The following is a 14,969-nucleotide window of genomic DNA, read 5'->3' on the forward strand; positions in this document are numbered from 1 at the left end:
CATCATTCCTCCAATAGTAAATCGAGTAAGTCATGCAGTTCCTCTTTCGGCACATTGGCAGTTTTCGCGATGGATACCGCTTTTGTGAAATACATTTCAATTTGGCGGATCAGCTCTTCCCGCAGGAAATCCTGATTGCGTTCCGATACATAACTTCCTTTACCGGCAATCGTGACGATAAAGCCATCCCGTTCCAAATCTGCATACGCCCGCTTCGTTGTCATAACACTGATCTTCAGTTCTTTCGCCAATGCCCTTATAGAAGGTAGGGAATCACCTGTTAACAGTGTACCTGTCAAAATGGCCTGTTTTAACTGGTCGGTAATTTGCTCATAAATAGGCTTTTCACTGTTATTGCTCAATTTGATAATCAATCGTTTCACCTCACATGTTCAAACTGTGTATATACAGTATATACGGATGTGGCAGATTTTGTCTATTGAAAATTCAAAAATCTTAATTTTTACGTGCTGAAATTTTAAATTAGGTTAATTGCTGCATTTATTTTTCTGAACGAGTTTACCGTGTGACTCGTTACCCACGAATAGGACCTTCAAACTTAAATGATGAACCATTTCACTTCTGCCAAAGTTGATGCATATAGTAATGTAGGCTCTTACAAGAGGAGGGATGCAATGCTTTTATCAGAGCTCGCTGAAAAAGAACTGATCGAAATGGAAAACGGTGTTCGATATGGATTTTTAGCTGAGACGGAATGTATTTTTGATGCCAAAACAGGAAAGATTGCCGGATTTGAAATGCCGGCGCAAATGGTGAAAATGCCGTTCCAAAAGAAAAAGGCAGGGATGGTAAAATATATTCCTTGGAGTGAAATTATTTTAATTGGGGAAGACCGGGTATTATTTCAAAAAACAACATCGACATTAAAGCATGCCAATGATGACTGAACGCTGGCTTGTGATCGGTACAGATGAGCGAATGAAGTTTTTGGCGAAGCAATTATCTACAAATGATCGCACGGTGTATTACAAAAACACGACTGTTTGGGATGAAGCACTGAACAAAGTGGCGTTGGAGCTGCACCCGACAGAAATTGTGTTGCCGATCCACCCTTTATCGATTCAAGTGGAGGAGCTTTTAGGTATTCGTCAGGCACGATTTTTTGCGGGGAAATTGACAGATCAATGGAAACAAATTCTTGAAAACAAGCAAGTGCAGTACTATTTGGAAGATGAAACATTCATCTGGAAAAATGCTGCACTTACTGCAGAAGGCTTTCTAGCGCATTTGTATAAAGAAAAGTTAAATGTACAGTATAAAACAATTATGATTACAGGGTTTGGACGTGTAGCAAAAATGCTTGCCCTGTTTTTAACACGTCTCAATGCAAAGGTCATCATCGCCGTACGTTCGGAAACGCAAAAAGCCGAGGCCCTTGCATATGGCTATCAAGGTATTGAATTAAATGAGAAAAATAGTATGGAAGCGGATTTCCTGATTAATACGATCCCGACAAAATGGCTGACGAAGGATTTTGAATCATGGATGATCCGTCCGATTTATGATGTCGCATCAAGCCCGGGATGTTTGAACGATATCAAATTATCTCAATATGAGCTGCTACCTGCATTACCTGGGAAATACTTTCCGCAAGCTGCAGCAAACTTATTATACGAAACGATACTAGAATTACGAAAGGAGGAAGCAAATGCTTGAGGGAAAACGCATTGGTTTAGGAATTACAGCATCACATTGTACGTATGAAGATGTCGTACCGAAAATTACCCAATTTCGTGAAGCCGGTGCAACCGTTGTACCGATTATAACGCCTTCTGTATTACACGCTGCTACACGATTTGGAACAGGTGAAGAATGGATTGCGAAAATCGAAGAGTACTCCGGAGAAAAGGTTGTCAGTTCCATTGCGGAAGCGGAGCCGTTTGGACCGAGTAATCCGTTAGACTGTATGGTAATCGCACCGATGACAGGGAACTCGATCAGTAAATTTGCCAATGCCGCAACAGACAGTGCCGTACTGATGGCAGCTAAGGCGACACTTCGAAATGGGTCACCTGTAGTACTTGGTATTTCAACGAATGATGCGCTTGGGTTAAACGGGATGAATTTAATGAAATTAATGAATGCAAAAAACATTTACTTCATTCCATTCGGTCAGGATGATCCAATTAAAAAACCGACATCGCTCATAGCGGATTTCACAAAAATGCTCGATACTGTAGCATATACGCTCGCTCATAAAAAACAGATTCAGCCAATATTTATACAATATTTTAAATAATCAAATTATCTCACACAATTCTAATAATATATGATACAATATCCAACATTATATACATACCGATATTTTTAGGAGAGATGAGACATGACAAAGAAATTGAATGTTGCCGTAGTTGGGGCAACAGGAGCTGTAGGTACAAAAATGATGGAGAAGCTGATTGAGCGCAAATTTCCAATTGCATCTATCAAGTTTTTAGCTTCTGCTCGTTCAGCGGGAAAACAAATCGAATTTAATGGTGAAAACTATACGATAGAAGAAGCGAAACCGGAAAGCTTTGAAGGGATCGATCTTGCATTATTTTCAGCAGGCGGAGCTGTATCTGAAGTGCTGGCACCTGAAGCAGCAAAGCGTGGAGCGATTGTTATTGATAACACAAGCCATTTCCGTATGGATCCAGAGGTACCGCTTGTTGTACCGGAAGTAAATCGCCATGCATTAAAAACGATTCCAAAAGGGATTATCGCAAATCCAAACTGTTCGACAATTCAAATGGTTGCAGCATTACAGCCGATCCGTGAAAAGTTCGGTTTAACAAAAGTTGTTGTATCGACATATCAAGCGGTATCCGGTTCTGGTGTGGCAGCAATTGAAGAGCTGCGTGAGCAAAGTGCACAGTGGGATGCAGGGAAAAATGTTGAAGCGAAAGTTTTACCGGTTAAATCAGATAAAAAACATTATCCTATCGCACGTAATGTCATTCCGCAAATTGATAAATTTACGGACAATGGCTTTACATATGAAGAAATGAAAATGATCAACGAAACGAAAAAAATTATGGAAGCACCTGAGCTGAAAGTTGCTGCAACATGTGTACGTGTTCCGGTTGTTTCAGGCCACTCAGAATCGGTTTATATCGAACTGGAGCAAGAAGCAACAGTACAGCAAATTTTTGACGCATTAACTGGAGCACCGGGCATTGTTCTGCAAGATGACATTCGCGAACAGCTTTACCCGATGCCGATTTTTGCGGAAAATGAAGAACCGACATATGTTGGACGTATTCGCCAAGATTTAGACAACAAAAAAGGATTCCACTTATGGATTGTGTCAGATAATTTATTAAAAGGGGCTGCACTCAACTCTATTCAAATTGCAGAAGCTATGCTAGAGGATCACTTACTATAAGGGGAGGATTATTAGTTATGGATTTCGGACGTATTGGTACAGCGATGATTACGCCGTTTAAAAAGGACGGTACGATTAATTATCCTGAGTTAGAACGAATTATTAATCATTTAATTGAAAATGGTACAGATTCAATTATTGCTTGTGGAACAACTTCGGAAAACCCGACAATGTCAACTGAGGAAAAAATCGAGGTCGTGCGCTTTACAGTTGAAAAAGTGGCAGGACGCATACCTGTTATTGCCGGTACAGGGGATAACGAAACAGCCTACTCGATTATGATGACTCATAAAGCAGAGGAAAATGGGGCAAACGGAATCATGCTCGTAACTCCATATTATAATAAGCCAAACCAGCGCGGCATGTATGCCCACTTTAAAACGATCGCAAAAGAAACGAAGCTTCCTGTCATGCTGTATAATGTACCTGGTCGTACAGGTGCCAATATTTCAGCGGAAACAACGATTGCGATCAGCAAAGACGTACCGAATATTACATGCATAAAAGAAGCAAGCGGTAACTTAGATCAAATGGGTGACATCATTGAAAATGTCGATCCTGATTTCTATGTATACTCAGGGGATGACGGGTTAACGTTGCCACTGCTTGCAATCGGCGGACGCGGCATTATTTCTGTCGCTTCACATGTAGTAGGGAAAGATATGCAGCAAATGGTTCGTGCATTTGAAGAAGGCCGTCATCAGGAGGCTGCACAAATTCACCGAGCATTATTGCCGCTCGTTCGTGCCTTATTTGCACAACCGAATCCATCTCCAATTAAATACGCGATGACAAAATTAGGCTTTGATACACTTGATGTACGGATGCCGATGATGGAAATGCTACCGGAAGAAAAGGCAGCATTTGATGAAATTTGGGATACGTATCAGGAAAAAGCAAAAAGTTTCCGCGCATTACAAGTGAACTAACACATAAACAGTCACGCCTTCCGATGTGAAGCGGGTGACTGTTTTTTTATTTTTAGTCAGTTTGAGGATTATTGCGGATGAAGTGAGGATTAATGGTCAGAAACTGAGGATTAAAAGAAGAATTTTGAGGATTATCGGCTGCCAACTGAGGATTATCCAGTTAAAAGTGAGGATTAAAATTTCGACATTCTGTAAAACAGTTGTGATTTTAATTTGCCCGCAGTTCCGTAAAAAAAGAAAATCACTTTTTTATTTGTACTAACGTCATTCTCACCGTATAATGAACTTTAAGTGGTTGCTGTTCGGAACAATTTAGGAGGAAATAAAGTGACAAAATCAAAAAATGAACTAATCCGTGTCATTCCATTAGGTGGAGTTGGCGAAATCGGAAAATCAATGTATGTAATAGAAATCGATGAAGAGCTTTTCGTAGTAGACAGTGGGCTCATGTTCCCAGAAGACGAAATGCTTGGAATTGATATCGTTATTCCAGATATCACGTATTTAGAGGAAAATAAAGAGCGCGTAAAAGGTATTTTCCTTACTCATGGACATGAAGATGCAATTGGATCGATTGCGTATGTATTAAAGAAAATTAAAGCACCGGTATACGGTTCAAAGTTAACGATCGCATTGGCGAAGGAGCATTTAAAAGAATTACCTGCACCTTACCAAGTGAAATTCTTTGAAGTATCGAGCAACAGTCGCATGAACTTCAATTCTACTTATGTGACATTCTTCCATACAACACATAGTATTCCAGATTCATTAGGTATCGTGTTCCATACTTCTGAAGGCGCTATCGTTCACACAGGCGAATTCAAATTTGACCAGTCGGCAACAGGTAAATTCAAGCCGGATTTGGCAAAAATGGCGATGCTCGGTGAAGAAGGCGTATTCATGCTTTTATCAGAATCAATGGAAGCAGAACGTCCTGGCTATACAACAAGTGAAGCAGTTATTGCGGAAGAATTGCAAAAAACGTTCCATTCGGCACCAGGTCGAATTATCGTAGCATTATATGCATCAAACTTTATTCGTATTCAGCAAGTGTTTAGACAAGCTGCCGCATCGTACCGTAAAGTCGCGGTAGTCGGGAAATCATTAGAGAAAATGGTCGATATCGGTGTAAACCTAGGCTATTTGGAAATCGATGAATCAACACTTGTACCAGTAAACGAAATTCATAAATATCATGATGACGAAATTATTATTATGGCAACGGGCAACAAAGGTGAACCACTTGATGCACTAGATAAAATTGTGCGTAAACACCACCGTGACATTAAAATCAGAAATACAGATACAGTTTTAATTACATTCACTCCATCACCAAGCATGGAAGTGCAAATGTATAACACGATGAATCAATTGGCTAAAGCTGGCGCACATGTTATGACTTCAAACAAAAAAGTCCATGTTTCCGGCCACGGCAGCGCGGAAGATTTAAAATTGATGCTGAACTTCATGAAGCCGAAATACTTTATCCCGGTTCAAGGGGAGTACCGCATGTTAATTGCGCACTCGAAACTTGCACAACAAGTAGGCTTGCAAAAATCACAAATCTTCATCGCAGATAAAGGTGATATTGTCGAGTACAAAAACGGCAAAATGCGCATGACAGGACGTGTACAGGCAGGGAATGTATTAATCGACGGAATCGGTGTAGGCGATGTAGGTAATATCGTTTTACGCGACCGTAAACTGCTTTCACAAGATGGGATTTTCATTGTCGTTGTGACACTGAACCGTGCACAGAAAAAAATTGCTTCAGGTCCCGAAATTTTATCGCGCGGATTCGTTTACGTACGTGAATCTGAGCAATTAATGGAGGAAGCTTCTGAAATCGCACGCGAAGTGATCGAGAAGTATGTCGGCAAAGAAACGTTCGAATGGACAAACATTAAGCAAGAAATTCGCGACACATTAAATCAGTATTTATTCCAAAAAACAAAACGTCGTCCAATGATCATTCCAATCATTATGGAGTACTAATTTGAGGGAGAGGCAACTATAGTTGCACCTTTATCTAATAATCAAAAAGGGTTTTCTTACATTAAGCGTGAGAAAGCCCTTTTTCTAACTGAATTTCCGGAGTGGAGATGTCCCTTGTTACTAGTATTAGAGAATGCTGGATAAATGCGGTAAATACTATCTGAAAAAAACTGATTTTTCGGTACATAGCAGTAAAAATTATTCTATTCAGCACAAGCTAAGTTAATTGATTAAATATAACGCCTCACCATCACCCGGAAGCCTATACAGCAACTTTGGCGTCTAACATTAAGGAACAATTTTTAAGTAGGTGAACAAAGATTGGATAAAAAGAAAAGTACTAAAACAAAAGCAAAAGCAAAGCCGACGCTAAAGCCAAAAACGAAAGAAGAACTCCATCCGCTCGCATATGAAATCATCGGATTGCTGCTCATCGCATTAGCCATTATCGAATTTCTGGAGTTCGGACTCGTGGGAAGAATGCTCCATTCTATCGCGATGTTTTTCTTCGGCAATTTGCATTTTATCATCCCATTACTATGCTTTTTAGTTGCAGGGATGTTAATGGTCAAACGCCGGGGTGTTGCATTTAATACCCGTGTCGTATACGGTGTGCTGTTTGTCGGGGCAAGCTTGACGATTTTCAGTCATAGCTTGTTATTCGAGCAAATGCATGCAACGAACACACTGTTGTCAAATTCCGTATTAAAGGAAACGTGGAGAATACTCATCAGCACAGATGGAATCGTAAACCGCAGCAATGCGCTCGGCGGCGGTATGATCGGCGGATTATTATTCAGCCTGTTCCATGTTTTATTCGATGCATCCGGTGCAAAAATTGCCGCATTTGTATTATTGGCAATCGGGATCATTTTAATTACCGGAAAAGCGCTCGTGCCAATATTAGTGGAGAAAGCCCCTACACTTAAGGGAAAGTTCAAAAGAACGAAACGCAGCACAAGAAGTAAACCAAAACCGGAAGTTAAAGAGAAGCAGCGTCGTTCTAAAACAGAACCAATTATGGAAGAGGAAGCGGCTGATTTGGAAGACCTGATTATTACGACAGCAACGCCAACACATCATGAGCCGATCATTTCGAATTTTGTGGAGCAAGTAAAGCAGGAACAGCAAAAAGGTATCGAAATCGAAGTAGAGGAAAAAATAAGTGAGCCGATTATGGCCGTAACATCCGAAACGGATCAAACTTACATTTTGCCGTCCATGCAGCAGCTGAACCCGCCACCGGAACATGATCAGAGCGGTGAATATTCGGTCATTCAAACAAATGCAAAGAAACTGGAACAAACATTTTTAAGCTTTGGTGTAAAAGCGAAAGTGACACAAGTTCATTTAGGTCCAGCAGTTACAAAATATGAAGTAATGCCGGACACAGGTGTAAAAGTAAGTAAAATTGTCAGCCTTCAAGATGACTTGGCACTTGCCCTTGCAGCAAAAGATATTCGTATTGAAGCACCGATTCCAGGTAAATCTGCTGTCGGAATCGAAGTGCCGAACAGTGAAGTGGCCGTCGTTACATTACGTGAAGTGCTTGAAGCAAATGAACAGGTGAAAGTCGGGGCCAAATTGTTAGTAAGTTTGGGTCGCGATGTAACAGGCCAGGCGATTGCGGCAGAACTTAACAAAATGCCACACTTATTAGTTGCCGGTTCAACAGGGAGCGGTAAAAGTGTATGTATCAATGGCATTATTGTGTCACTATTGATGCGCGCAAAACCAAGTGAAGTGAAAATGATGATGATCGATCCAAAAATGGTAGAGCTAAGTGTGTATAACGGTATTCCACATTTATTGGCGCCAGTTGTAACAGATCCGCGTAAAGCGGCACAGGCATTACAGAAAGTTGTGTCGGAAATGGAACGACGCTATGATCTGTTTTCACACTCCGGTACAAGGAATATTGAAGGATATAACGAATATATCGATATAAGCAATGAAGGTGCAATGGAAAAACAGCCGAAGCTTCCGTATATTGTCGTAATTGTCGACGAGTTGGCGGACTTAATGATGGTTGCCTCGAGTGAAGTGGAAGATGCGATTACACGACTTGCCCAAATGGCGCGTGCAGCAGGGATTCACCTCATTATCGCAACACAAAGACCGTCCGTTGATGTTATTACCGGCATCATCAAAGCGAATATTCCTTCACGTATTGCATTTGCCGTTTCGTCGGCTGTCGATTCCCGCACAATCTTGGATATGGGCGGTGCCGAAAGATTACTTGGCCGCGGTGATATGCTTTATTTACCGGCAGGGGCATCCAAACCAGTCCGTGTGCAAGGTGCATTTGTAAGTGATCATGAAGTGGAAAGAATTATTAACAGTGTCATTGAGCAGCAAAAAGCTCAATATGAGGAGGCGATGATTCCGACCGATGAACCGATTGTTGACGTAATGGACGAGACGGACGACTTGTATGACGAAGCCGTACAACTCGTGCTGGAAATGCAAACAGCTTCCGTATCTTTACTGCAGCGCCGATTCAGAATCGGGTATTCACGTGCAGCCCGAATTGTCGATCAGATGGAGCAGCGCGGAGTTGTCGGACCACCAGAAGGAAGTAAACCGCGTCAAGTGCTAGGAAATAGATACTAGAAAACCTTGACATTGTCGCACTTTTCGGAATATATTCTTTTCTATAAGTTTTGAAATAAATTCGCTAATTTTTCACATTAACGTGACACATTTAAAGAAATATGTTTTCTTTTTTCGTTTAAAGTGTTATATTATTCACGAATTAGTAGGAATGTTGTACATCAGATGTCTGATCTCTATGTTATGGTGGTGATACTAATTGACAATTAAAGCAGATCATCGTCATTTATACTTACAAGTTATTGATCGTTTGAAGTCAGATATAGATAAAGGGACCTATCGTGAGAACGAAAAATTACCCTCAGAATTCGAACTTTCAAAAACATTGGGTGTAAGTCGTGCAACGCTTCGTGAAGCACTGCGACTTTTGGAAGAAGAAAACGTTATTATCCGTCGTCATGGTGTAGGTACATTCGTCAATCCAAAGCCGGTCTTTACGTCAGGCATTGAGCATTTATCGAGTGTATCTTCTATGATTGAAAACGCTGGTATGAATCCAGGCACAATCTTCATCAGTGCGAAGGAAGAAAAAGCCACGGAAGATGATGTGGAACGTTTCCAAGCTGACATTGATGACAATGTTATCACGATTGAACGTGTAAGAACGGCAGACAATGAACCGGTTGTTTACTGTGTAGACAAAGTACCGGCCAATTTACTGCCAAATGAATTTATAAGTAATCAAAACGTTTCGATTTTCTCGGCTTTAGAGCAAACCGGATCTATCCGTGTCGCATATGCAGTGACATATATTGATCCAGTAGGCTTCCACGATGAAGTATCACCGATATTGAAATGTGGGCCGGAAACAGCATTGCTTGTATTAAAGCAACTTCACTATGATGAAAATGATCGTGTTGTTCTTTATTCAAAAAATTATTTTAGAGCTGACAAATTCAGCTTCCATGTAGTACGTAAACGGGTGTAGAACAATAATTTCTATTATTTAATTCCTGCTAATATCAATTACCTTTGAGGGGGACTCATTAATGAAAAAGCGTAAATTTGGTTTATTAATTTCTTCTGTAGTAGCAACTGGTGCAATTTTGGCGGCATGTGGAACTGACGAAGAGTCAACTGATTCAAAAGACACTTCAAACAATGATTCTAATTCTGGTTCTGAAACAAGCACTGACGCAGGTTCTGGCGATTTCTCAATCGCAATGGTTACAGACGTTGGTGGCGTAGACGACAAATCATTTAACCAATCAGCTTGGGAAGGTGTTCAACAATTCGGTGCTGACAACGGCCTATCTAAAGGTGACGGTGGTTTCGATTACTTACAATCTCAATCAGATGCTGACTACAACACAAACTTAAACAACTTATTACGTCGTGACTTCGATTTAGTATTCGGTGTTGGTTTCATGATGGGTGATGCAATTGAAGAGATCGCTAATGACAATCCAGATGCACAGTTAGCATTAATCGATGCTGAAGTAGAAGCGGATAACGTAGCAAACATCCTGTTCAAAGAGCAAGAAGGTGCTTTCTTAGCTGGTGTTGTTGCAGCTTCAATGTCTGAATCAGGCAAAATTGGTTTCGTAGGTGGTACAGATATCCCAGTAATTAACCGCTTCCACGCTGGTTTCATCGAGGGTGCAAAAGCTGTTAACCCGGATATCGAAATCCAAGTAAACTACACAGGTGTATTCGACGATGCATCTAAAGGTAAAATCGCTGCGAACTCAATGTACTCTTCTGGCGTAGATATTATTTTCCACGCTGCTGGTGGTACTGGTAACGGTGTATTCTCAGAAGCTAAAGAGCGTAAAGCAAAAGATAAAGATGCTAACGTATGGGTAATCGGTGTTGACGCTGACCAATATGCAGAAGGCCAAGTTGATGACTCTACAAACATCACTTTAACTTCTATGTTAAAAGGTGTTAACAACGCGGTAGTGGATATCGCTACTAAAGCGAAAAACGGTGAGTTCCCAGGTGGTACAACTACTGTTTACGGTTTAGCTGAAGATGGTGTTGGCTTAGCAGATTCTCGTGGTGCAATTCCTCAAGAAGTAATGGATAAAGTAGAAGAATATAAAGAGAAGATTGCTTCTGGCGAAATTAAAGTTTCAGAAGAAAAACCTAAAGATAAATAATAATTCTTAATGGTAGTCATCATAGGGGAATTATTCCCCTATGATGATTTTCTAATGTAAGGGCTTGTTTTAAAAATTCAGTAAATTTAGTATTGAGTGAAATGTAAGCGTTATATTTTCATAGAATTGTAAGACAAGGGACTTATTTAGTGTAGAATTCGTCTTCAAAAATTAATAGATGAAAGATTTTTACAAAAATCTTTCATGTGTTAATTTTATAAAAATACTTTAAAAGATAAATAGCCTAAGGGAGTGAGTCTAGTGGAATACGTGATTGAAATGCTAGGGATTCGCAAAGAGTTCGGTAATTTCGTAGCAAACAATAATATCACCCTCCAGTTAAAAAAAGGCGAAATTCATGCACTACTAGGAGAAAACGGTGCAGGTAAGTCGACTTTAATGAATGTACTTTTCGGTCTATATCAACCAGAAGCCGGAGAAATTAAAGTACGCGGAGAATCAGTAAAAATTACAGATCCAAATAAAGCGAATGATTTAGGAATCGGAATGGTGCACCAGCACTTTATGCTTGTGGAAAACTTTACGGTTACGGAAAACATCATTTTAGGCAGCGAACCTACGAAAATGGGAGCTATCAACATTAAAGATGCCGCAAACGATATCGCTGCATTATCGAAGAAATACAACTTGGATGTGGATCCATATGCGAAAATTGAAGATATTTCTGTCGGAATGCAACAACGTGTAGAAATTTTAAAAACATTATACCGCGGTGCGGAAATTCTTATTTTTGACGAGCCGACTGCTTCATTAACACCGCAAGAGATTACAGAATTAATGGCGATCTTAAAACTTCTGATCAAAGAAGGCAAGTCGATCATCATCATTACGCATAAGCTGAAAGAAATTATGGAAGTATCTGACCGTGTAACAATTATCCGTAAAGGTGAAGGGGTTGGAACGGTCGTAACGAACGAAACAAACCCGGATCAGCTGGCGGAATTAATGGTAGGCCGACAAGTAGAATTCAAAACAGAAAAAGGGGAAGCAAACCCTACTGAAGAAATCTTCAAAGTCGAAAACCTTGTTGTCACGGATTACCGGGATGTCGAAAAAGTAAAAGGTCTGAATTTATCGATTCGCCGTGGTGAAATCGTTGGTATTGCAGGGATTGACGGAAATGGTCAATCAGAATTAATTGAAGCCATTACAGGACTGCGCAAAATTAAGAGCGGTAAAGTGACTTTAGGCGGCAAAGATATTACAGGCTTAAAACCGCGTGAAATTACGGAAACAGGTGTAGGACATATTCCTCAGGACCGTCACAAACACGGGCTTGTCCTGGATTTCCCTATTGGGCACAATATCGCACTACAAACTTACTACAAATCGCCAATTTCAAAGGGCGTTATTATGGACTATAAGAAAATTAATGAAAAAGCTCGCAAAATCATTGAAGAGTATGATGTTCGTTCAGGTCAAGGCGAAATGACGCCAGCACGTGCGCTTTCAGGCGGTAACCAGCAAAAGGCGATTATCGGACGTGAAGTCGACCGTGATCCGGATCTGCTTATTGCAGCACTTCCTACTCGTGGATTGGACGTAGGGGCAATTGAATTTATTCACTCTCGTTTAATCGAGCAACGTGATAAAGGAAAAGCCGTATTATTGATTTCGTTTGAATTAGATGAAGTTATGAACGTTTCTGACCGCATTGCCGTTATTTATGATGGGACAATTGTTGATACGGTTTATCCGAAAGAAACATCTGAACAAGAGCTGGGCTTATTAATGGCCGGTGAAAAACGTAAAGCAAAGGCAGTTAAGGAGGGGAACGAATAATGTCAAATCGAGTTGTGAATCTGCTCGTTCCACTCATCTCGGTAGTTTTAGGATTACTCGTTGGCGGGATCATCATGGTTGTCAGCGGCTATGATGCAATCGATGGATATACAGCACTATGGAATGGTATTTTCGGAGATTCCTATTCTATCGGTAATACGATCCGTCAAATTACACCGTATATTTTAGCAGGTCTTGCGGTAGCATTTGCCTTCCGTACGGGATTATTCAACATAGGTGTTGAAGGTCAGCTATTAATGGGTTGGCTTGCAGCGGCATATGTCGGTTATGCAATTGATGGATTGCCACGTATTATCCACTTGCCATTAGCATTACTTGCGGCTGCGGCAGCTGGGGCATTCTGGGCATTTATCGTAGGTTTCCTGAAAGCAAAACTTCAAGTACACGAAGTAATTGCTTCGATCATGTTAAACTACACAGCATTATATTTAACAAATGCTGCGATTAAATCATTATCAGACGGCGGATTCAAAACGCCGACGGTATTGGAGTCAGCGACATTACGTAATCAGTGGTTACGTGAAATTACGGACAATTCAAGTCTTCACTTAGGGATTATCGTGGCACTGATCATGGTAGTTGTCATGTGGTTTATTTTAGAAAAAACAACTCGCGGGTATGAGTTGAAAGCAGTAGGGTTCAACAAAAACGCTGCTGAATATGCAGGTATGAACGTAAACCGCAACATCATTTTAGCAATGACAATTTCCGGTGTGTTCGCCGGTCTTGGCGGTGCGATGGAAGCATTGGGAACATACCAGAACGCATCGATTAAAGCAGCAGCTTCAGGTATCGGATTTGACGGGATCGCCGTAGCATTACTTGGTGCGAACAATCCGATCGGTGTATTCTTCGGAGCTTCATTATTCGGTTCCCTGAAATACGGTTCATTAAACATGCCAAATGAAGCAGGTATTCCGGAAGAAATCGTATCGATCATTATTGCGGTAATTATTTTATTCGTAGCTTCAGGCTATATTTTACGTGTCGGTTTACAGAAATTCGGAAAGAAAAAGGAGGGCAAGTAACATGAGCTTTTTAGAAGTGTTATACTTTATCGTCCCTTCTGCCCTTTTATACGCAACACCGCTTATTTTAACAGGTATCGGGGCTCTATTCTCGGAGCGTGCAGGGGTAATCGGTCTTGGTGTTGAAGGGTTAATGATTGTCGGTGCATTTACAGGTATTTATATTAACCTTGAATACTATGCTGACTTTGGGAAAAACGTCATTTGGCTGGCTTTATTGGCAGCATTGTTGGCAGGGGCAATTTTCTCGTTAATTATTGCCGTTGCAGCTGTAACGTTCCGTGCAGACCAAACTGTTACAGGTGTAGCAGCAAACATGCTTGCTGCAGCGATTACAGTATTCTTGGTTAAATTAATTTACGGTAAAGGTCAAACGGACATGGTTTCTGCACCATTACAACGTTTTGAAATACCATTTTTATCAGATATACCGTTCTTGGGACCGCTCCTGTTCCAAAATGTATACTCCACAACAATTATCGCATTGGTTGTTGCGGTAGGAGCATGGTTTGTTCTTTACAAAATGCCATTCGGTTTACGTATTCGCTCTGTGGGAGAACATCCAATGGCAGCAGATACGATGGGTATTAATGTAGCGAAAATGCGTTATATCGGTGTAATGATTTCCGGTGCATTAGCAGGTGTCGGTGGTGCTTCATTGGCTATGACAGCATCTGGTGATTTCTCTGGCTCTACAGTAGCCGGACAAGGATTCATCGCTATTGCTGCAATGATTTTCGGTAAATGGCATCCAATCGGAACATTAGGTGCCGCACTATTCTTTGGCTTGGCACAAACATTAAGTATCGGTGGCGGGAACATCCCGTTCATTCAAGATATCCCACCGGTAATCCTGCAAGTACTACCATATGTCCTGACAATCCTGGCATTAGCAGGCTTCGTAGGAAAAGCAGTAGCACCAAAAGCATCAGGCGTTCCATATATCAAAGGAAAACGCTAATTATAAAACCAACCGCCTGTACAAAGTGGATTTGTACAGGCGGTTTTTTTTTGTTGATTGAGTGGGCGGGGGGTTTGATTTTTTAGCCGAGTTGTAGGGGGAAGTAGAACCTTTTGAAGGGGAAGTAGAAAT

13 protein-coding genes are annotated in these 14,969 nt (G+C 40.9%); 12 read left to right on the plus strand and 1 reads right to left on the minus strand.

Translation table 11 applies throughout. The annotated features are described in order from the left end of the window. Positions 1-2: 2 nt before the first annotated feature. Complete coding sequence (locus tag B5473_RS11660) at positions 3-374, minus strand: GntR family transcriptional regulator (RefSeq protein WP_079525314.1); 372 nt, start codon at positions 372-374, stop codon at positions 3-5. A 261-nt stretch (positions 375-635) separates the two neighbouring features. On the opposite strand from B5473_RS11660, the gene B5473_RS11665 reads away from it, so the two are divergent. From B5473_RS11665 to B5473_RS11720, 12 genes are all read left to right on the plus strand, one after another. Then, the gene (locus B5473_RS11665) at positions 636-908 is read left to right on the plus strand and encodes a YlmC/YmxH family sporulation protein (RefSeq protein ID WP_079525316.1); all 273 of its coding nucleotides are present in this window, start codon (positions 636-638) and stop codon (positions 906-908) included. Beyond that, the gene (locus B5473_RS11670; RefSeq protein ID WP_079525318.1) at positions 892-1,677 is read left to right on the plus strand and encodes an NAD(P)-dependent oxidoreductase; all 786 of its coding nucleotides are present in this window, start codon (positions 892-894) and stop codon (positions 1,675-1,677) included. Before B5473_RS11665 ends, B5473_RS11670 begins: the two co-directional genes overlap by 17 nt. Next, a complete protein-coding gene (locus B5473_RS11675; protein ID WP_079525321.1) occupies positions 1,670-2,260 on the plus strand; it encodes a dipicolinate synthase subunit B in 591 nt (196 codons plus the stop codon). The genes B5473_RS11670 and B5473_RS11675 overlap by 8 nt, the downstream gene beginning before the upstream one ends. 84 nt (positions 2,261-2,344) lie before the next feature. Continuing rightward, the gene (locus B5473_RS11680) at positions 2,345-3,385 is read left to right on the plus strand and encodes an aspartate-semialdehyde dehydrogenase (RefSeq protein WP_079525323.1); all 1,041 of its coding nucleotides are present in this window, start codon (positions 2,345-2,347) and stop codon (positions 3,383-3,385) included. Positions 3,386-3,402: 17 nt separating this feature from the next. After that, positions 3,403-4,314 (plus strand): 4-hydroxy-tetrahydrodipicolinate synthase, encoded by a 912-nt coding sequence (gene dapA / locus B5473_RS11685; RefSeq protein WP_079525325.1) that lies wholly within the window; start codon positions 3,403-3,405, stop codon positions 4,312-4,314. A 327-nt stretch (positions 4,315-4,641) separates the two neighbouring features. Then, positions 4,642-6,309 (plus strand): ribonuclease J, encoded by a 1,668-nt coding sequence (locus B5473_RS11690; RefSeq protein ID WP_079525327.1) that lies wholly within the window; start codon positions 4,642-4,644, stop codon positions 6,307-6,309. A 321-nt stretch (positions 6,310-6,630) separates the two neighbouring features. Continuing rightward, positions 6,631-8,922 carry an FtsK/SpoIIIE family DNA translocase gene (locus tag B5473_RS11695; RefSeq protein ID WP_079525329.1) on the plus strand — a complete coding sequence of 764 codons (2,292 nt, stop codon included), beginning with the start codon at positions 6,631-6,633 and terminating at the stop codon, positions 8,920-8,922. A 199-nt stretch (positions 8,923-9,121) separates the two neighbouring features. Further along, the gene (locus tag B5473_RS11700) at positions 9,122-9,850 is read left to right on the plus strand and encodes a GntR family transcriptional regulator (RefSeq protein ID WP_079525331.1); all 729 of its coding nucleotides are present in this window, start codon (positions 9,122-9,124) and stop codon (positions 9,848-9,850) included. Between the two features lie 61 nt (positions 9,851-9,911). Further along, on the plus strand, positions 9,912-11,024 hold the full coding sequence (locus B5473_RS11705; RefSeq protein WP_079525333.1) for a BMP family lipoprotein: 1,113 nt from the start codon (positions 9,912-9,914) through the stop codon (positions 11,022-11,024). Between the two features lie 261 nt (positions 11,025-11,285). Continuing rightward, the gene (locus tag B5473_RS11710; RefSeq protein WP_079525335.1) at positions 11,286-12,827 is read left to right on the plus strand and encodes an ABC transporter ATP-binding protein; all 1,542 of its coding nucleotides are present in this window, start codon (positions 11,286-11,288) and stop codon (positions 12,825-12,827) included. Further along, positions 12,827-13,876, plus strand: a complete 1,050-nt coding sequence (locus B5473_RS11715; protein WP_079525337.1) for an ABC transporter permease — start codon at positions 12,827-12,829, stop codon at positions 13,874-13,876. Before B5473_RS11710 ends, B5473_RS11715 begins: the two co-directional genes overlap by 1 nt. 1 nt (position 13,877) lies before the next feature. Beyond that, a complete protein-coding gene (locus B5473_RS11720) occupies positions 13,878-14,837 on the plus strand; it encodes an ABC transporter permease (protein ID WP_079525339.1) in 960 nt (319 codons plus the stop codon). Positions 14,838-14,969: the final 132 nt, after the last annotated feature.

The sequence above is a fragment of the Solibacillus isronensis genome (genome assembly GCF_900168685.1).
GTDB classification, from domain to species: domain Bacteria; phylum Bacillota; class Bacilli; order Bacillales_A; family Planococcaceae; genus Solibacillus; species Solibacillus isronensis_A.